The sequence below is a fragment of the Halolamina sp. C58 genome, from assembly GCF_051195095.1.
GTDB lineage: Archaea > Halobacteriota > Halobacteria > Halobacteriales > Haloferacaceae > Halolamina.
Genome location: NZ_JBNTJY010000001.1, coordinates 1,814,207 through 1,831,959, shown reverse-complemented (window position 1 = coordinate 1,831,959; position 17,753 = coordinate 1,814,207). Strand labels below are relative to the sequence as shown.

Annotated in this window: 18 protein-coding genes; 10 read left to right on the top strand and 8 right to left on the bottom strand. The window is 69.5% G+C overall.

Annotated elements, in window-relative coordinates; translation table 11 throughout:
* Positions 1–58 precede the first annotated feature (58 nt).
* The gene (locus tag ACQUSM_RS09585; RefSeq protein WP_435118060.1) at positions 59–1,024 is read left to right on the top strand and encodes an NOG1 family protein; all 966 of its coding nucleotides are present in this window, start codon (positions 59–61) and stop codon (positions 1,022–1,024) included.
* On the opposite strand, the gene ACQUSM_RS09580 is transcribed toward ACQUSM_RS09585, so the two are convergent.
* From ACQUSM_RS09580 to ACQUSM_RS09570, 3 genes are all read right to left on the bottom strand, one after another.
* Entirely contained in the window at positions 922–2,361 is a 1,440-nt protein-coding gene (locus ACQUSM_RS09580) for a TIGR00341 family protein (RefSeq protein WP_435118059.1), read from the bottom strand. The two genes, ACQUSM_RS09585 and ACQUSM_RS09580, sit on opposite strands and share 103 nt — an antisense overlap.
* Positions 2,362–2,527: 166 nt before the next feature.
* Positions 2,528–2,770 (bottom strand): hypothetical protein, encoded by a 243-nt coding sequence (locus ACQUSM_RS09575; protein ID WP_435118058.1) that lies wholly within the window; start codon positions 2,768–2,770, stop codon positions 2,528–2,530.
* Positions 2,767–4,461 (bottom strand): sugar-transfer associated ATP-grasp domain-containing protein, encoded by a 1,695-nt coding sequence (locus tag ACQUSM_RS09570; protein WP_435118057.1) that lies wholly within the window; start codon positions 4,459–4,461, stop codon positions 2,767–2,769. The genes ACQUSM_RS09575 and ACQUSM_RS09570 overlap by 4 nt, the downstream gene beginning before the upstream one ends.
* Positions 4,462–4,718: 257 nt before the next feature.
* On the opposite strand from ACQUSM_RS09570, the gene engB reads away from it, so the two are divergent.
* The 3 genes from engB to mutL are packed head-to-tail and all read left to right on the top strand — an operon-like array spanning position 4,719 to position 9,709.
* Positions 4,719–5,342 carry a GTP-binding protein EngB gene (gene engB, locus ACQUSM_RS09565; protein ID WP_435118056.1) on the top strand — a complete coding sequence of 208 codons (624 nt, stop codon included), beginning with the start codon at positions 4,719–4,721 and terminating at the stop codon, positions 5,340–5,342.
* A 51-nt stretch (positions 5,343–5,393) separates the two neighbouring features.
* On the top strand, positions 5,394–8,054 hold the full coding sequence (gene mutS / locus ACQUSM_RS09560) for a DNA mismatch repair protein MutS (RefSeq protein ID WP_435118055.1): 2,661 nt from the start codon (positions 5,394–5,396) through the stop codon (positions 8,052–8,054).
* The gene (mutL, locus tag ACQUSM_RS09555) at positions 8,051–9,709 is read left to right on the top strand and encodes a DNA mismatch repair endonuclease MutL (RefSeq protein ID WP_435118054.1); all 1,659 of its coding nucleotides are present in this window, start codon (positions 8,051–8,053) and stop codon (positions 9,707–9,709) included. The genes mutS and mutL overlap by 4 nt, the downstream gene beginning before the upstream one ends.
* A gap of 6 nt (positions 9,710–9,715) precedes the next feature.
* On the opposite strand, the gene ACQUSM_RS09550 is transcribed toward mutL, so the two are convergent.
* Entirely contained in the window at positions 9,716–10,030 is a 315-nt protein-coding gene (locus tag ACQUSM_RS09550; protein ID WP_435118053.1) for a DUF7573 domain-containing protein, read from the bottom strand.
* An 83-nt stretch (positions 10,031–10,113) separates the two neighbouring features.
* Between ACQUSM_RS09550 and ACQUSM_RS09545 the strand changes: the two genes are divergently transcribed.
* The 4 genes from ACQUSM_RS09545 (at position 10,114) to ACQUSM_RS09530 (ending at position 12,058) form a co-directional block, all read left to right on the top strand.
* A complete protein-coding gene (locus ACQUSM_RS09545; RefSeq protein ID WP_435118051.1) occupies positions 10,114–10,608 on the top strand; it encodes a DUF7529 family protein in 495 nt (164 codons plus the stop codon).
* 75 nt (positions 10,609–10,683) lie between these two features.
* Positions 10,684–11,079: a 30S ribosomal protein S6e gene (locus ACQUSM_RS09540; RefSeq protein WP_435118050.1), complete on the top strand. Its 396-nt coding sequence runs from the start codon at positions 10,684–10,686 to the stop codon at positions 11,077–11,079.
* 18 nt (positions 11,080–11,097) lie between these two features.
* Positions 11,098–11,574 (top strand): DUF7112 family protein, encoded by a 477-nt coding sequence (locus tag ACQUSM_RS09535; protein ID WP_435118049.1) that lies wholly within the window; start codon positions 11,098–11,100, stop codon positions 11,572–11,574.
* Positions 11,575–11,623: 49 nt separating this feature from the next.
* The gene (locus ACQUSM_RS09530) at positions 11,624–12,058 is read left to right on the top strand and encodes a DUF5807 family protein (protein ID WP_435118048.1); all 435 of its coding nucleotides are present in this window, start codon (positions 11,624–11,626) and stop codon (positions 12,056–12,058) included.
* Positions 12,059–12,658: 600 nt separating this feature from the next.
* On the opposite strand, the gene ACQUSM_RS09525 is transcribed toward ACQUSM_RS09530, so the two are convergent.
* Together ACQUSM_RS09525 and ACQUSM_RS09520 are read right to left on the bottom strand one after the other, a co-directional pair.
* On the bottom strand, positions 12,659–13,846 hold the full coding sequence (locus tag ACQUSM_RS09525; RefSeq protein WP_435118047.1) for a DHH family phosphoesterase: 1,188 nt from the start codon (positions 13,844–13,846) through the stop codon (positions 12,659–12,661).
* A 43-nt stretch (positions 13,847–13,889) separates the two neighbouring features.
* Positions 13,890–14,351: a universal stress protein gene (locus ACQUSM_RS09520; protein WP_435118046.1), complete on the bottom strand. Its 462-nt coding sequence runs from the start codon at positions 14,349–14,351 to the stop codon at positions 13,890–13,892.
* Positions 14,352–14,957: 606 nt separating this feature from the next.
* On the opposite strand from ACQUSM_RS09520, the gene ACQUSM_RS09515 reads away from it, so the two are divergent.
* Both ACQUSM_RS09515 and ACQUSM_RS09510 read left to right on the top strand, forming a co-directional pair.
* Positions 14,958–16,244: a glucose-6-phosphate isomerase gene (locus ACQUSM_RS09515; RefSeq protein ID WP_435118045.1), complete on the top strand. Its 1,287-nt coding sequence runs from the start codon at positions 14,958–14,960 to the stop codon at positions 16,242–16,244.
* Positions 16,245–16,313: 69 nt separating this feature from the next.
* Positions 16,314–17,027, top strand: coding sequence for a CPBP family intramembrane glutamic endopeptidase (locus ACQUSM_RS09510; protein WP_435118044.1), 714 nt, complete (start codon positions 16,314–16,316; stop codon positions 17,025–17,027).
* Positions 17,028–17,033: 6 nt separating this feature from the next.
* On the opposite strand, the gene ACQUSM_RS09505 is transcribed toward ACQUSM_RS09510, so the two are convergent.
* Complete coding sequence (locus ACQUSM_RS09505; RefSeq protein WP_435118043.1) at positions 17,034–17,492, bottom strand: NOB1 family endonuclease; 459 nt, start codon at positions 17,490–17,492, stop codon at positions 17,034–17,036.
* Positions 17,493–17,494: 2 nt separating this feature from the next.
* Positions 17,495–17,740 carry a PRC-barrel domain-containing protein gene (locus ACQUSM_RS09500; protein WP_053947046.1) on the bottom strand — a complete coding sequence of 82 codons (246 nt, stop codon included), beginning with the start codon at positions 17,738–17,740 and terminating at the stop codon, positions 17,495–17,497.
* Between the last annotated feature and the right edge of the window lie 13 nt (positions 17,741–17,753).

Here is a 17,753-nt window from a genome sequence, read left to right as displayed (position 1 = left end):
GACGCGGGAGCTGGACGGACGCGTTTTTACGCGCTGGCCGGCTACACTCCCGTAATCGATGACTTTCGAAGATCTACCGACCACGCCCCGGTCGGAGGAGCTCCTCGACAAGGCGTTCTCCCGGGCGTCGCGGACGGGGCGGGCGAAAGACCCCTACGAGGCACAGGAAGCGATGCTGCGGACCGCCGGCAACATCCTCTCGGACAACCTCCAGAACGTCGCGGGCGCGTGGCCCGACTTCGACTACGTCGACCCGTTCTACTACGAGCTTGCCGACGCGATCGTCGACGTGGACCGGCTGCGACAGGCGCTGAGCGAGGTGACGTGGGCCGGCAACCAGATCGAACAGCTCCGCGACGAGTACGCCTCGAAGATCCGCAACAGCGACACCGACACCGCCCGCAAGCACCGCAAACAGGCGTTCGCCCGGATGGCCGACATCGTCGAGGAGATCGAGGACGACCTGCTCGTCGTCGGCGAGGCTCGGGACGAGCTCAAGACGCTACCGGACATCCGGCCCGACGAGCCCGCGATCGTCGTCGCGGGCTACCCCAACGTGGGGAAGTCCTCGTTCGTCAACGAAGTGACCAACGCGAGCAACGCGATCGAGTCCTACCCGTTCACCACGACCGCGGTCCACGTCGGCCACTTCGAGCGCGACCACATCCGCTACCAGATCGTCGACACGCCGGGGCTGCTCGACCGCCCCGAGGAGGAGCGCAACGACATCGAGGCGCAGGCGGTCTCGGCGCTGCGCCACCTCGCCGACGCCGTGCTGTTCGTCGTCGACGCCTCCGGCAACTGCGGCTACCCGCTGGACGCCCAGCTCGAACTCCGGAACGAGCTCGACGAGCGCTTCGACGCGCCGGTCGTCACCGTCTGCAACAAGTCCGACGTGTCGACCGACGTCGAGGCCGACGCCTACATGAGCGTGGCCGAGGGGGAGAATGTCGACGGCGTGCTCGACACGATCGTCGCGGCCGTCGACTGGGAGCCCGACATCCCGCCCTCGCGCAACGCCTGAGTCGCCGGCGCGTCACCCGCGCCGCCCGCCGTCTCGACCGCCGTGTACCGCACCGCGACCGCGACGTTCTCGCCGTTGCTGAGACCGAACGGGCCGCCGTCGATACTGTCGATCCGGTCGGCGAGCCGCTCGGCCAGCGCCGGCGGCTGCTCCCCCGGCGGGTAGCCGACGGTCACCACCACCCGTTCGGGGCTACGGAACGGGAACGCGGCGCCGTGCTCCACCTCGAACGTGATCAGCGACAGCGATGGCTCCCCCGCTAACAGCGACTCGGTCTCCGCGCGGGCGTCGTCCGCGAACGCCGCGCGCTGGGTGGAGGCGTACGTCGCGCCCGCGAGCACCGTCGAGAGGATCAGCACCGTCACCGCCAGCGCGCCGATGCGCTTGGCGGTGTCCTTCCGGGCCTCACCCACGTCGAACCACTGCTCGGGCTGGTACCCCTGGTACCAGAACACCGCCAGCGCGACGAGGTTGATCGAGAGGAAGTTCACCGCGACCAGCACCGCCGAGCCGACGACGGCGCTCGGTCGTCCCCACGCGATCCCGATGCCGACGACGGCGGTCGGCGGCACCAGCGCCGCGGCGATCATCACGCCCACGAGCGCCGAGGAGACGCCCGAGGACAGCGAGAGCGCGCCCGCGATCCCGGCCGCGAGCGCGACCACCAGCGACGGCACGCCCGGCGAGAGCCGCTCCCGGACCTCGCCGATCGCGAACACCTCGTTCACGCCCATCGGGACGATGTTCCCGAAGCGCAACAGCCCCGCGAACGCGACCGCGCTCGCGACCGCGAGCAGCGCGCCCGCGGCTTGGAGCTTGATCCCGCGCACGAACAGCTCGCGGTCGTCGACGACCGACCCGACGCTGGTGGCCATCGCCGGCCCGATCAAGGGGGCGATCACCATCGAGCCGACGACGACTGCCGGCGAGTCGAGCAGCAGCCCCGCGGTCGCGACGACGGCGCTGACCGCCGTCATCACCAGAAACGGCACCCAGTCCGGCGCGAGATCGGCCGCGCGCGTGACCAGTTCGTCGCGGGCGATCCGCTCGCCCTCCGCCCCCTCGGTCCACTCCTTCTCCAACTGGTCGTAGCGCTCGGAGACGACCGTCTCGGCGTCGAGCACCACCGTGTAGGCGTCGCGGTCGATTCCGGTCTCCTCTCTGAGCTGGTCGAGGATGGGTTCGACGGCGTTGGTCGGCAGCGGGAACGAGACGACGCCGGTGTAGCGCCGGCCGCTGGTCTCGTCCGACAGCGCGTAGTCGATCCCGTTCTCGTCCAGCACCGAGAGCACGGCCTCCCGCTTCCCGGCGGGGATCATCACCTGTACGAGTCGCACGGCTGTGTCTCTCGGGGACCGAACAAATAGGCGACGACCGGGCGCGGCGCGAGCGGCGGGACGGTGACACTGCGGCGCCGCCGAACTGAGGGGTGCCGTCACCCCCTAAGCGTGTTCTTTCGGGCTGAGGAGCGTCGATGGACGGATCGAGGCCGGTCGCGGGCTGTCAGAGGGAGTCCTCTTCGGCGCCGACGAGGCCGCGGTACTGCGCAACCCGATACGTGGCCACCAGCGCGAAGCCCAGCGGGACGAGCACGAAGAAGCCGACGATCGCGTCCATCCTCGTCAGCGGGCCCGGGAACTGCCCCCTCGTGAACGGCGGGACGGCGATCAGCACGAGCGGGAGGAGGATCAGGCTCACCGTCATCAGGGCCGCCATGAGTCGGTTCCAGGAGCGTTCCCGGGTCATTGGCGGACCTCCTGTTTCCGCGGCTGTGCCGGCGGGTTCTCGGACTCTGTCGCCTCCCAGCCCTGTTCCGCCCACCACATCGCTCGGCGGACGCGTTCGTGTGCAGTCACGAACTGGACGTCGTCCGCCCGTGACTCCGCGAACCGGAGCCGGCGCAGCAGGCCGTCCATGTTCGCGTTCTGGATGCCGAGCCCGGGCCGGCGGTTCACCTCCAGAACCATCGGGCCCCGATCGGCGTCGAAGACGATGTCCACGCCGGTGTAGCCGAATCCAGACGCGATGGACGCGCGTGACGCCGTTTGGAGTACGGACTCCCAGTTCGGGATCCTGAACTCGAGCGACGCCCCCGTATCGGGGTGGGTATCGACGAAGGCGTTCCGTGTCTGCTGGTACCCGCCCGACGCCGTCCCCGACGCGATGTCGACGGCGACGGCGACGGCGCCGGTGTGAATGTTGGCCGTCCCCTTCGACTCGACCGTCGGCAGCCGTGACATCGCCATTATCGGTATCCCCTGGAGAACGATGACACGGAGGTCCGGGACGCCGCTCTCGACGCGGCTGGCCAACAGCCCGTCGGGGTCGACGACCGCTTCGACGATCGCGCTGTTCCGGGCACCGTAGTCCCCGTTCCCGCCGACACAGATGTTTCGGGCGTGGGAAACGACCTCCTCCCTCGTGAGCTCACCCCGGTTCGTGGTGAAGGCTCCGTCGGAACCCGCACGGCCACGAACGACCAGCACCCCCCGTCCACCGCTCCCGTCGGCCGGCTTGACGACGAACCGATCGTGCTCCTCGAGGAACGAGTCGAACCGCTCCAGCCCCGACTCGTCGTCGAGGAGCATGAACGTCTCCGGTGTCGGGATGTCGAGTCCGTGGAGCAGCCGCTTCATCTTCACCTTCGTGAACCCCGACATGAGCGGTGCCGGATTGTACCGGCTGATGAAGTCCCGATTCCGTGTTCGCATCGTGAGGATGCCGCTGGCGTCGTCGCCGAGCGACCGCGTGAGGCGTCTGAACCGGAGGTACTCGCCCAGCCGGATGTTCGTGCCCGCTCCGAGGAAGATGTTGATCGCCGCGAGCCCGACCCAGCTTTCGGGGTTCTGGCTGACAAACGAGACGATCGGATCGGCCCCGGCGACGAGCGCGGCTGCGACGACCCCGACGAGCGTGAACGTCAACCGCCGGGACGCCGGGGCCCAGCCGGTTTCGACGACGCTCTCGACGAATCGTTCGGCGTACCAGGTGGTCAGGATTATCGGGAACAGCAACACCGCGTTCAGCGATGGGATTCCTCGTACCTGCCCGACAGCTTGCATGGTGAACACCGCGATCCCCGTGATCACCAGCAGCGCCGCGACTCTGTGTGGCGTACCGAGGTCGAGCCCGGTCAACGTGGTTCGGGCGGTGACGGTCACGACGAACGGGTACGCGATCATCAAAAAGCCCCAAAGTGGGCCCACCTCGACCCACGCGAACGCCAGGATCGCCGGCCCGAACACCCCGAAAGTGGACATCCCGGCTTCGTTCCGGAGGATCGCGATTACCGTGCCGGCGAGCATCAACTGAAAGACAAACGTGATCGATGCGGTGACCGTGAGAAACGACGGGACGTTGGTTCGCAGGTAGAGCGTCGCCAGCAATAACCCGAGTAAGAGCGCGAGAACCGAGGTCTGATCTCTCCAATTAACCATGCCCTACTGAGGACTTACTTCAGCTTAACTTTGCTGGATAGTGATAACTCAAACGAACGGAAGGATATTTCGCCGACGATCGAACGCCGGCCGGACGGTCGTTCTGGGGTCCGAGAAGCCGAGTTCGGAAACATTGTCGCTTCGGGGGGAGCCTACTGATTCGACGGAGCCACCGACTTCTCTATTGCAGTTATTACTTTACGACCCGTCCTCGCCGACCCGTGAGCGTTAACCCCGGCAGCCGGCTATCGACGACTATGCCTTTCGAGAACCGACCGAACCGCGGGGACGAGGTCGTCCTCGTCGGTCGGTCGAACGTGGGGAAGTCGACGCTGATGCGGGAGCTGACGGGCCACAGCTTCGACACCGGCGGGAAGCCGGGAGTGACTCGCCAGCCCAACCACTACGACTGGGCGGGACAGGACTTCATGTTCACCGACCTGCCGGGGTTCGGTTTCATGTCCGGCGTCGACGAACAGCAGCGCGAGCGGATCAAGACCGACGTGGTGCGCTACGTCGAGGAGAACGCCGACGACATCCTCGCGGGGGTGCTGGTCGTCGACGGGAAGGCGGTGATCGACATCATCGACCGCCACCGCGAGAACGGCGACATCCCTCACGACGTGGAGATGTTCCACTTCCTGCAGGACGTTCAGGTCGACCCGATCGTCGCGGTCAACAAGATGGACAAGGTCGACGACCGCGACGAGCGGCTGAACGACCTCTGTGACCGGCTCGGCCTGTTCCCGCCGTGGCAGCAGTACCGGGAGACGATCTGTCCGATCACCGCGAAGACCGGCAGCATCGAGCCGCTGGAGGAGGTGCTCCGCCAGCGGTTCCGCGAGGCCAAGCGCGACGAGCTCCTGCAGTTCGTCAGCTGAGCGTCGATCCCTCGCGTAACGCTCTTCCGCTTCGGCACCCCTCTTTCGGGCATGTCTGCGGTCACCGGGCCCCCGCCGGAGCTCGACGAGCGCCGGGACGAGCTCACGCCGATGCTCCAGCAGTACGTGGATCGCTGCCGGGAGCACGACGACGCGCTCGTGCTGTTCCGGGTGGGGGATTTCTACAAGACGTTCTGCGGCATCGCCGAGGAGGTCGCTCGGCTCTGTGAGCTCACGATGATCGAGCGGGAGGACTCAACGGGCACCTACGACGCGGCGGGGATCCCCGTCGACAACGCCGCGGAGTACATCGAGCGCCTGCTCGAGGCCGGCCACCGCGTCGCGATCGCCGATCAGGTCGAGGACCCCAGCGAGACAACCGGGATCGTCGAGCGCGCGGTCACCCAGATCATCACGCCCGGCACCGTCGTCGACGACGAACTGCTGTCACCCGACTCCACCTACGTCGCGGCGGTCGTCGGCGACGACGAGGCGTTCGCGGTCGCGAGCGTCGACGTGTCCACCGGCGAGTGCCGAGTCGCCCCCGCAGCCGACCGTGCGAGCGCGCGGGCGGAGGTCGCCCGCGTCGGCCCCGCCGAACTGCTCTCCGGCCCGGGCGCACCCGATCTGGACGCCGACTGCCCAGTCACCGACTGGGGCGACGACGCCTTCGCCGCTGACGCGGCCCGCGAGACGCTGGCGAACTACGCCGAGCCCGACCGCTTCACCGGGGTCGAGGCCCGCGCCGTGGGCGGGCTGCTGGCCTACGCCGAGTACACGCAGGGCGACGACGGTTCCCTCGACTACGTCTCCCGCGTGCAGCGCTACGACCCCGCGGACTGCCTGCGACTCGACGCCGCCGCGCTCCGCAGCCTCGAACTGTTCGAGAACCGCGCCGGCGGCGACCGCGACGGCGACACGCTGTTCGAGACGGTGAACGAGACGGTCTGTGCGCTGGGACGGCGCCGGCTGGCGTCGTGGCTCCGCCGCCCGCTGGTCGACCGCCGCGCGATCGCGGCCCGACTCGACGCCGTCGAGGAGCTCTCGACCCGGACGCTGCTCCGCGAGGAACTTCGTGACGAACTGGGCGCGGCGTACGACCTCGAACGGCTGGTGTCGCGAGTCTCCCGCGAGCGAGCGAACGCGCGGGACCTGCGCTCGGTCGCGGGGACGCTCGCGATCGTGCCGGAGCTGAAAGACGCGCTCGACGACGCGGAGTCCGAGCGCCTCCAGCGACTCCGCGAGGACCTCGACGAACTCGCCGAAACCCGGGCACTGATCGAGGACGCGATCGCGGAGGACCCGCCACAGGAGATCACCGAGGGCGGCGTGATCGCCGACGGGTTCGACGACGAACTCGACGAGGTGCGCGCGACCGAACGCGAGGGCCGGGAGTGGGTCGCCGACCTCGAAGCCAAGGAACGCGAACGGACGGGGATCGACAACCTCGAAGTGGGCCACAATCAGGTCCACGGCTACTACATCGAGGTGACCGACAGCCACCTCGATTCGGTGCCCGAGGAGTACCGCCGGCGGCAGACGCTGAAGAACTCCGAGCGGTTCGTCACGCCCGAACTCCGCCGCCGCGAGGACGAAATTCTGGGCGCCGCCGAGCGCGCCGACGCGCTGGAGTACGACATCTTCCGTGAGGTGCGCGCGGAGGTCGCGGACGCGGCCGACCGCCTGCAGGCTTTGGCCGACGACCTCGCGGCTCTCGACGCGCTCCTCTCGCTCGCGACGGTCGCCGTCGGGCCGGATTTCTGCCGGCCAACGTTCCACGACGGCGACGAGCCACTGGAGATCGAGGCCGGCCGCCACCCCGTGGTCGCGCAGGCGCAGGACGAGTTCGTCCCCAACGACGCCGACCTCCCCGCCGGCAGCGTCGCCCTGATCACCGGTCCCAACATGAGCGGGAAGTCGACGTACATGCGGCAGGTGGGGCTGATCTGCGTACTCGCGCAGGCCGGCGGGTTCGTCCCGGCGGCGTCCGCGAGCCTCCCCGTGCTCGATCGCGTGTTCACTCGCGTCGGCGCCAGCGACGACATCGCGGGCGGGCAGTCGACGTTCATGCGCGAGATGAGCGAACTCACGGACATCCTTCACGACGCGACCGCGGACTCCCTCGTTCTGCTGGACGAGGTGGGCCGGGGCACCTCCACCGCCGACGGGCTCGCGATCGCCCGGGCCGCCACGGAGTTCCTCCACGACGAGGTGGGCGCCCGGACGCTGTTTGCGACCCACTACCACGACCTGACCGCGCTGGCGGACGAGCGAGAGGGGGTGTTCAACCTCCACTTCACCGCGATTCGGGACGGCGACGACGTGACTTTCCTCCACCGCGTGGACGAGGGACCATCTTCCTCCTCCTACGGCGTCGAAGTCGCGCGGATGGCCGGCGTGCCGGAGCCGGTCGTCGACCGCTCGCGGGAGCTGGTCGAAGACGACGAAGCGGCTGCGGAGGCGACGGCTGACGCGGCGCCGGAGCCGACGCAGGCAGCGACCGACGGCGCAGGCGTGGACACCGCCGACACGCTGGACACCGACGACGCCGAACCCTCCCCGCCGCCGGGCCAGCGGACGCTGCCCGGAACCGAGCCCGAGGACGGCGACGAGATCGCAGCCGAACTCCGCGAGATCGACCTCGCTCGCACTACCCCGATCGAGGCGCTGAACCGCCTGCAGGAGCTTCAGGACCGCGTCACCGACGAATGAGCCACGAGGCCGACCCGCCGACGGTCGAGCATCTCGACGAGGCGACGGTCGATCGCATCGCCGCCGGCGAGGTGATCACCCGGCCCGCGCGGGTCGTGGGCGAACTCCTCGACAACGCACTCGACGCCGGTGCGGACTCGGTCCGGATCGACGTCGACGGCGACGGCACCGAACGGATCAGGGTCGCGGACGACGGCCACGGGATGGCCCGCGCCGACGCCGCGCGTGCGGTCGAACGGCACGCGACGAGCAAGCTCCGTGACGCCGCGGCGCTCCCGGCGACGACGAGCCTCGGCTTCCGGGGCGAGGCGCTGCCGAGTATCGCCGATGCGGGCCGGCTCGAACTGGTGACCAGCGACGGCAGCGAGCCCGGAACCCGGCTCGTCGTGGACGGCGAGGGAGATATCCGGATCACCGACGCCGGGCGCGCCCGCGGGACGACCGTCGTCGTCCGGGACCTGTTCGCCGACCGGCCGGCCCGGCTGGCGTCGCTGGGCGGCGAGGGCGCGGAGTTCGCGCGGATCTCCGAACTGGTCGCGCGCTACGCGCTCACCCGTCCGGGGGTGTCGTTCTCGCTCTCCCACGACGGCCGCGAGGTGTTCGAGACGCCCGGCAGCGGTGCCTACGAGGACGCACTCGCGGCCGTCTACGACCGCCACGTCGCCGCGCGGTCGACGACGTTCGCCCACGAGACGACGCTGTCGGACGGCGAGACGCTCCACGTCGAGGGCGTCCTCGCGTACCCTTCCACGACGCGCGCCGATCGCTCCCACCTCCGGACCGCGATCAACGACCGCCCGGTCGTCGACGGTGGGATCCGTCGCGCGATCGAACGCGGCTACGGCACGCTGCTGCCCGACGGCCGGCACCCGATCGCGGTCGTCGCGGTGTCGTTGCCGCCCGAAACCGTCGACGCGAACGTCCACCCCGCGAAGGCGGAGGTCGCGCTCTCGGCGCGCGACGCGGTGGAGGCGGCGGTCGAGACCGGCGTGAACGACGCGCTCACAACCGCGGATCTCCGGCGGTCCGGCGAGGTGGCGATGGGGCTGGATGAGTCGCTCGCGCCGAAAGAGAACGAGTCAGCGCTGGCCGACGCCGCGGTGCTCGGACAGTTCCGCGAGACGTACCTGCTCTGTGCCGAGGGCGAGGAGCTGCTCGTGATCGACCAGCACGCGGCCCACGAGCGGGTGAACTTCGAGCGCCTGCGGGCCGCCGTTTCGGGTGCGGAGATCGAACGCGTCGATCTCTCGCCCCCCGAAACTGTCTCGCTGTCGCCCGCCGAGGCCGCGGTCGTCGAGGAACGTGCCGACGAGCTCGCGGCGCTGGGGTTCGACGCCGAGCCGTTCGGCGGGGCGACGGTGAAGCTCTCGACGGTCCCCGCGCCGCTGGGTCGGCCCGCCGACGTGGGGGCGTTCCGAGAGACGCTCGCGGCGCTCGCGAGCGGCGACGATCCCGCTGATGCCCGCGAGGACGCGCTCGCGGATCTGGCCTGTCACCCGTCGCTGAAGGCGGGTGACGCGCTGGAAACCGACGAGGCACAGGCACTCGTCGAGCGACTCGGGCAGTGCGAGCAGCCGTTCGCGTGCCCGCACGGTCGGCCGACGGTGCTCAGCGTGAGCGAGGAGACGCTGGCTGCGGGGTTCGAGCGAGAGTAATCACCGCTACCACTCCTTGCAGTCCGGACAGACCAGCGCGTCCGGGTCGAGATCCGGGTTCTCCGCGGCTCCGCCCTCGCCCGCGTGCCAGCGCTTCTCCACCGTCGCGCCGCAGGCCGCACACTCGGCGCCATCGGGCGTCGACGTGTAGGTGAACGTCGGTGTCTCCGGGGTTTCAGTGGTGGAGTCGTCCGATTCCGGGGCGTCGTCCGGATCGGGCGCGCCGTCCTCGGGATCGATCGCCCCCTCGTCGGCGTCTTCAGCGTCGTCTCCGCCTCCCTCACTCCCCGCGAAGTCAGTGAGGCTGGCGTCGTCGCTCATGCTCCCGAGTGGGGCCGGCGGGGGTTTAGCGCTGGCGTCCCGCAAGCGAACCCTTTTCACCCGTGACGGGCCGTTACCCGGGCATGGACCCCGGACACCCGCTGCAGGGCATGACCGACCTCTGGGACGACACCATCGACGACATGCAGGCCACCGCCGAAGAGCTCCGGGAGTCGGGCTGGGAGACCGTCGAGCTCCGCCCCGGCGCGGTGACGCCGCTGCCCCGGCTGGAGACCGACGACGGCTACGAGGACGACCGCACGGGGTTCGACGTGCTCGTGCCGGGCAACGAGTTCGAAGCGGTGCAGGAGGCGGTCGACGACGCCGAGTTCGACGAGTACGAGGCGTACAACGCCCAAACGGACGGCGTCGTGTTCGCCGTCGTCGTGATGAAGGCCGAAGATGCCGGCCGGGCGGTGCTGATCCCGATCTACTACGAGGTCGAGAACGCCGAGGAGACGGTCCGCCGGATCGAGGCCGAGGGCGAGAGCCGGCTGTACGTCCGGCCGCTGGACGACAGCGAGCGCGTGCTGTTCGTCCAGCGACAGCCCGCCGCGCTGCTGCCGGGCGAGGAGTAACGGCCGCGCTCGGCCCACCCCCGCCGGAACGGGCGGTTTCGACGTGTTTTTCAGCCGCGGCCGAGATTTTCGGGTATGGCCGAACTCAAGCTCGTCGTGTCGGACCCCGACACGGGCAACACGTACCAGACGGAGGTCGACGGACAGGACGCCAACCGATTCATCGGGCGCTCGCTGGGCGAGGAGGTCGACGGCGACGTCGTCGGGCTCTCGGAGTCCACGCTGAAACTGACCGGCGGCTCGGACGCTGCCGGCCGACCGATGCGCGAGGACGTCTCCGGCTCGAACCTCAAGCAGCTCCTGCTCGAGGGGGGCGTCGGCTACCACCCCGAGAAGGACGGCGAGCGACGCCGCGTCACGGTTCGCGGCGCGGAGTTCAGCGAGGAGAGCGCGCAGGTCAACGCCAAGGTGATCGGCGACGAGGACGTCGCGGCCGCCTTCGGCGAGGGCGCCGACGAAGACGAGGAGTAAGCTTTCTCTCACCTCTCGATGGCCGATCGCATCCCCAGCGACCACGCTAGCGTTCGCACCGAACGGGCCGAAGTCGCGCGCAGCGGCGGCACCCGCCGACCATGCCTCCGACTCCCGGCGGATCTCGACCTCGAACCCGGCTCGTTCGTGCGTGTCGTGATCGACGGCGAGGAGCGCCACGCCGAGGTGCGCGAGGACCGCTCGGGGTTCCTGCTCCGCGGCGCCTACGACCTCAAAAGCGAGGCCCGCGATCCGGGCCGTGCCGAGAACCGACTGGTCGAGTGGCTGCAGGCACAGGAGCGCGAGCCCGGCGATCCCGTGGAGGTCGACGAAATCGACCCCGGCGAGCGCTACGGGATCAGGCTGCCGGGCGAGCGGACGTTCTACCGCGACACCAGCGGGCCGGGCGGGTCGCTGCAGGATATCGCGAGTGATCTGGACGGCGAGGGTAGCGATCCGGACGGCGCCGGTGACGACCCGTTCGATCTCGACTGAGCCGACCGGAACGCGGTCGCTTTTTCCCGCTCAGGCGCCTCGTCGGGGTATGAGCAAGCTCTCGGAGTTCCTCGCGGGCGAGCGGCTGGAGGACGTGGCGCTGTTTCTCGCCGAGGATCAGTTGGACGACGCGGGCAAGCTGGCTGACGCCGGCGAGGAAGTCGACGGCGGCGTCGTGCTCGTCCGCCCCGGCGAGCAGGGCCGGAAGCTGTTCGACGCCGGCACCGGCAAGGACGCGATGGAGTTCGCGAAGGAGGCGATGGGCGAGGGCGGCAGCGTCGACGCCGACCTTTCGGGCGGTGAGTGTCCGGCCGGAGAGGGGGACGAACACGAGGTCCAGTACGTGTTCGCGTTCGCGGAGGCCGAGAACCCCGAGGTCGGCGGGCTGTACGCCGACGGTGACGTGATCCATGCGTATGCGAAGTGTGCCTGCGGGGAGTCGTACTCCGAGAAGTGGGTGGTCGGGAGTCGGTCGGCGGAGTAGGTCCGGGTTGGTTTTGTCGGTACTGTCGTTCTCGACTGCGTTTCGGATGGAACAGCGACCGCGTACAGCGACGGCGACAGCAGCTCGTTCGTAGACCACTTGCGACCGCACCGCCCCGCACAGCCCACACCGCTCGCGGCTCACTTCGTTCGCCGCTCGCTATCGAGGCGGTTTCCCGCTCCCGTTGGTCGCGTTTTCCCGCCTCGCTCCCTCCCCAGCCGACTCGTTCGGGCTTCGCCCTCACTCGTCCTCCGAGTGAGCAAAGCTCCCTCGTGCCCTCGTTCGCGCACGGAGGCGCTCACGTCGCGCGCCACCGCCGCTGCTGGGCGGTGGCGGTGGACGCCTCGCGAGCGCCACTCACGGCGTCACCAGAACGCTTCGCGTTCTGGTTGGCAGCCGAGAGTCTTCGACTCTCGGCGACGCTCGCGGGGGGAGGGGTGGGGAATTGGTGCTGTGCCGGGCCTCGTGCCCGGCACACTGCGGTCACAAGTGGTCAGGCATCGAGCTGCTGTCGCGGTCTCAGAAGGCACCGATCGAGACGCTGCCGCGGCCATCGACACGACCAACCCCGGAAAGAGTACCCCAAACCCCGAAAACGACTCAGTCCGACTCTTCAGCTAACGCCTCGAACGCGCGCCGAATAACCGTCCGCGCCGCCTGCCCCTCCGTCGTCCAGTGCTGGGCCATGTCCAGCATGTCGTCGTAGATATCCGGCTTACAGCCCGCGGCTTTCGGGTGGCCGCCGCCGTTGACCTGCCCCGCGACCTCGTGGCAGCGCTCGAACCCCTCCGACCCGCGGATGCTCGCGCTGCCGGAGGGTTTGACGATCACCGCGGCGTCACAGCCCTGCTCCCGCAGCGCCTCGGCGACCTCGTTCTGCGAGCAGCGGCCGTACGTGAACCCGACCGTCCAGTCGCCGATCTGTCGCTCGTTCGCCCGCGAGACCGCGGCCTCGATGCGGCGTTCCTTCTCGACGCGGCGGTGTTCCACGTAGTCGAGCACCGTCTCCGGCAGCGCGGCGCCGTACTCGCCGACGACCGTGGCGTACTCTTCCGGGCCGCTCCAGTAGGCGTAGTCCGCGAGGTCGTCGCTGCGCTCGTCCTGCTTCAGCCAGAGGTCGTGGTCGCGCGTGACCTCCGCGAGTTCGGCGTAGCGCTCGTCGAACGCGTAGTCGAGCGAGCGCAGCGCCACGTCGGTCGTGCACTCCTCCTCGCTGTCGCCGATCACGAGGTCGACACCGGCGTCGCGGACCTGCTGCTCCAGCTCCTCGCCCCACTGGTGGTGATCGAACCACCGCACCTCGCCGCAGCGATCGACCAGCGTCTCCAGATCGTCGGCGATGTACTCGTAGCTGTCCGGGCAGATGTCACAGACGAACAGATCAGTCCCCGCCTCGACGTACTCGGCGACCAGTTCGAGGGACTCCTCGATGTCCCCCGGGCCGGAGGCGACCAGCGCGACGGTCGATCGCTCGTGGGGCTCCTCCTCGTCCTCGCCTTTCTCGTCGTCGTCCTCCGCCTCCTCGTCGGCCATCTCCTGGGCCAGCGCCTCCTCGAAGGGGGCCACGTCGAGCGCGGCGTCGCGGGCCTCCCGGATCAGCGCGACACAGCCCAGCCCGTCGGCGTCGGAGTCGGTGATCACCACGGTGTCGGCGCCGTCGACCGCTTCCCGAACGCGTTCCTCGGTACGGTCCTCCTCCAGCGAGTCGGGGTAGAAGAAGCCCTTCCCGGGCAGCAGCGAGCGCCGGTGCAGCGAGAGCTCGCTCGTCTCGATGAGTTCGTCGTCCATACACGACGGTCGGCGAGCCGGGGTATAAGCGCCGTGGAACGCCCTACGCCGTGGCTTCCGGTCCGTGGTCCCCGTCGGCTTCCCCTTCCAACTGCCGGACGGTCAGCACCGGGACGGGACAGCGCCGGACCACGCTCTCGGCGACGCTGCCGATCAGGTAGCGGTTCTCGCCGTGACGCCCGCGTGTGCCGATGGCGACCACGTCGGCGTCGACCTCACGGGCGTAGTCGGAGATGGTCGCAGCGGGGCGGCCCTCCCGGACGGCGGTGGTCACGGCGCTCTCCGCGCGGGTGGCGACCGCGGCGACGGCGTCCTCGCCGTCGTCCTCCAGCCCCGTGCGGAGCTCCTCGCGGACGCTCTCGGGCGAGGACTCGATCTGCCCCTCGTCGACGACGAACAGCGCGTGCACGTCGGCGTCGAACCGCTCGGCGAAGTCGAGCGCCACGTCGACCGCCCGCTGGACGCTCTCGGAGCCGTCGGTGGCGATGACCAAGGTGTCGAACATACGCGTTCGGTTCGTGCGGGGAGGGATAACTCCGACGGGCCTGATTCGTTCTCTGTGGGTTCGAGTCTCCTGTTGGGTGCGGTATGGTCCTCTCTGTCTGTTTCTGCTTGCAAGGAGACTGCTGGGTCAGCAACACCGTGAAAGCCCCTGCCCGCTCGGCTCGCGCGACTCGCTGCGCGCTTCGCTCACTACGTTCGCTCTAGTGCTTGCGTCGTCGTGCTTCGCCGAGCGGGCAGCCCCTTTCAGTCCCGCCCGACCGCACAGCCCACGCACCTCCCCAGCCGACTCACTCGTTCACTCCGTTCACTCGTTCGTCCCTCGCGCGCTCGTTCGCGCACGGAGGCGCTCACGTCGCGCGCCACCGCCGCTGCTGAGCGGTGGCGGTGGACGCCTCGCGAGCGCCAATTACGGCGCTCGCGGGGGGAGGGGTGGGGACTCGGTGCTGTGCCGGGCCTCGTGCCCGGCACACTGCGGTCACAAGTGGTCAGGCATCGAACTGCTGTTGCTGTCACGGTTGCTGCCCTCAGAAGCCAACGAACCAGATGCGACTACCACAACTACTGCCGTCTCAGAAGCTACTTCCCCCAGCCACCCACCACTCCACCCATGCGCACCGACATCGGCAACGCGCTCGGCGGCGACCCCGAACTCACCCGCGACGCCCTCGACGAACTGGACGCCGACGTGGCCGCGGCCCACGAACGCATCGCCGACGGGATGGCCGACCGCGAGTTCGGCTACCGCTCGCTGAACCTCCCCGAGACTGCCGACCCCGAGCGTATCCGAAACGCCGTCGCCCCCTTCGCCGACAGCGAGACGGTGCTCACGGTCGGCATCGGCGGCAGCGCGCTCGGCGCCGCGACGCTCGCGAACGCCCTCGAAAGCGACGTGGACGCCTACTTCCTCGACAACGTCGACCCCGAGCACACCACCCGGCTGCTCGACGCGCTCGATCTCTCCCGAACCGCGGTCAACGTCGTCTCGAACTCCGGCACCACCGCGGAGACCCTCTCCAACTTCCTCGTCGTCCGCGACGCGATGGACGCCGCGGGCGTCGACTGGACCGAGCGGACGTTCGTCACCACCGGCCCCGAGGGGAACCTCCGGAACCTCGCGAACAAGCACGATCTGCCCGCGCTGGACGTGCCCGAGGGCGTGCCGGGCCGCTTCTCGGTGCTCTCGACGGTCGGGCTCGCCGCCGCGGCGATCCAAGGCCACGATCTCGAAGCGATCCTCGCCGGCGCGGCCGACGAGCGCGATCGGCTGGCGGGGTCGCTGTACGACTCGCCCGCCTACGCCTACGGCGCGACGACGTACGCGCTGGCCCAGCGCGGCGCGCTGACGAACGCGTTCATGCCGTACGCGGAGTCGCTGGAGACGTTCGCGGAGTGGTTCGCCCAACTGTGGGCCGAGAGCCTCGGGAAGGACGGGCAGGGCCAGACCCCCGCCAGAGCGCTCGGCGCGACCGACCAGCACTCACAGCTTCAACTGTACCGGGCCGGCCCGCGGGACAAGCTCGTCACGCTCGTCCGTCCCACGGAGCGCACGGACCGCGGGATTCCGGAGACCGATCTGGAAGGACTTTCCTATCTCGGCGGCCAGTCGCTCGGCACGCTGCTCGACGCGGAGTTCGAGGCGACCGAGGCGAGCCTCACGGCCGCGAACTGCCCGAACGTCCGAATCGAGATCGACCGCGTCGACGAGCGCGGGCTGGGCGAACTGCTGTTCGGGATGGAGGCCGCCTGCATCTGCTACGGCGAGCTCGCCGACCTTTCGACGTTCACGCAGCCGGCCGTGGAGTGGGGGAAGAAGGCGGCCCGCGGCCTGCTCGGCGGCGGCGAGTTCGAGGAAGCCGAGGCCGTACGCGGGAAGGATCGACTGGTCGTGGAGTAGCGCGGCCGGACGGCGAACGTCGACGCCCGACCGTCACCGCTTTGCCCGGGCAGGCGCTTGCTCCGGGCGATGAGCCAGTCGTCGCCGGGGGACTCCCGGCTGCTCCGGATCGGACAGGCGATCACGCTGTTCCTCGCGGGGGTGCTCGGTCTCAGCCTCGGGAGCTCGCTGTGGATCGGCGCCGCGTCGACGCTGGGGATCGCCGAGGGGACGACGGCGCACCAGATCGTCGGCACCGCCGTGCGGTATCTCGGCTTCGTCGCGCCGGTCGCGCTGTTCGCCGTCGCCGAGGGGGACCGAACGCTGCTGTCGGGGCGCGTGCCGAGCCGTCGAGGGGCGGCGATCGCGGTCGGCGCCGTGGTCGTCCTCCTCGTCGGCCAGTACGTCCTGCTCTGGGCGTTCTCGCTGATCGGCGTGGCACCCTCACAGAACCCCGCGCTGGACCCGGAAACCCACGCGCCGGTGTACTTTCTCTTGATGGTGCCCGTCTCGCTGCTGGTGGTCGGGCCGGCCGAGGAGCTACTGGTCCGTGGTGGGCTGCAGGGCGTGCTGCGGCGGAGTTGGGGCCCGTGGCCGTCGATCGTCGGCGCGAGCGCGCTGTTCGGCTCGCTACACTACATCGGCGGCGGCAGCGGCGCGCTGGCGTACGTCGCGTTCTCGTTCCTGCTGGGGATCCTGCTCGGCTACCTCTACGAGCGGACGGGGAACCTGCTCGTACCGGCCGTCGCGCACGGCGGCTACAACGCGGTGCTGTACGCGATCCAGTACTGGCAGGTGATCTGAGAACAGTCAGGCCGGGTTCTTCCGGGTGAGGTCGCTCCCGCAGATCGGGCAGCGCTCGCGGTCGTCGTCGAACTCGCGGCCGCAGCCGGCGCACTGGAACGTCCACTCGCGTTCCTCCTCGATCCCTTCGCGGGCGATCACCTGCACGTCCACGTCGAGCTTCTCGGCGACGTTCTGCATCGCGTAGTCGTCGGTCACGAGCGTGGCGCTGAGCTCGAACGCCGTCGCGAGCAGGCGCGTGTCGGTCTCGGAGAGCTCGTCGGCGTCGCCGGTCTCGCCGGCGGCCCGGCGCACGCGGTCGACGGTCTCGTCGGCGGGGAGGTGCAGCTCCATCCCCGCGCCCTCCATCGCGTCGAAGCGGTACTCGTTGCCGCCCTCCAGCTCCTCCTTGACGAGCGGGATCGAGACCTGCTCGTCGTCGGTGTGGTACTCGTGGATGAACGCGGACGTGTCGAGGACCTCCATCCTTACCGTTGAACGACGATGTAGTCCTTCACGGCCTGCACCCGGGAGACGGGCACCCGGAACCGACCGCCCTCGTCGCGCTCGAAGTTGACTTTCCCGCGCGGGGTGTCCTCGTTGGGCGAGACCAGCAGGTCGTGGAGCTCCCCCGTCTTGAGGTCCATCGTGATGTTGTACAGCATCCCCAGCTCTGTGCCGTCCGAGCCCATGACTGCCTTCCCCGAGAGGTTCTCGGCGAGTATGTCGGCCATGCGCGGCAAAACA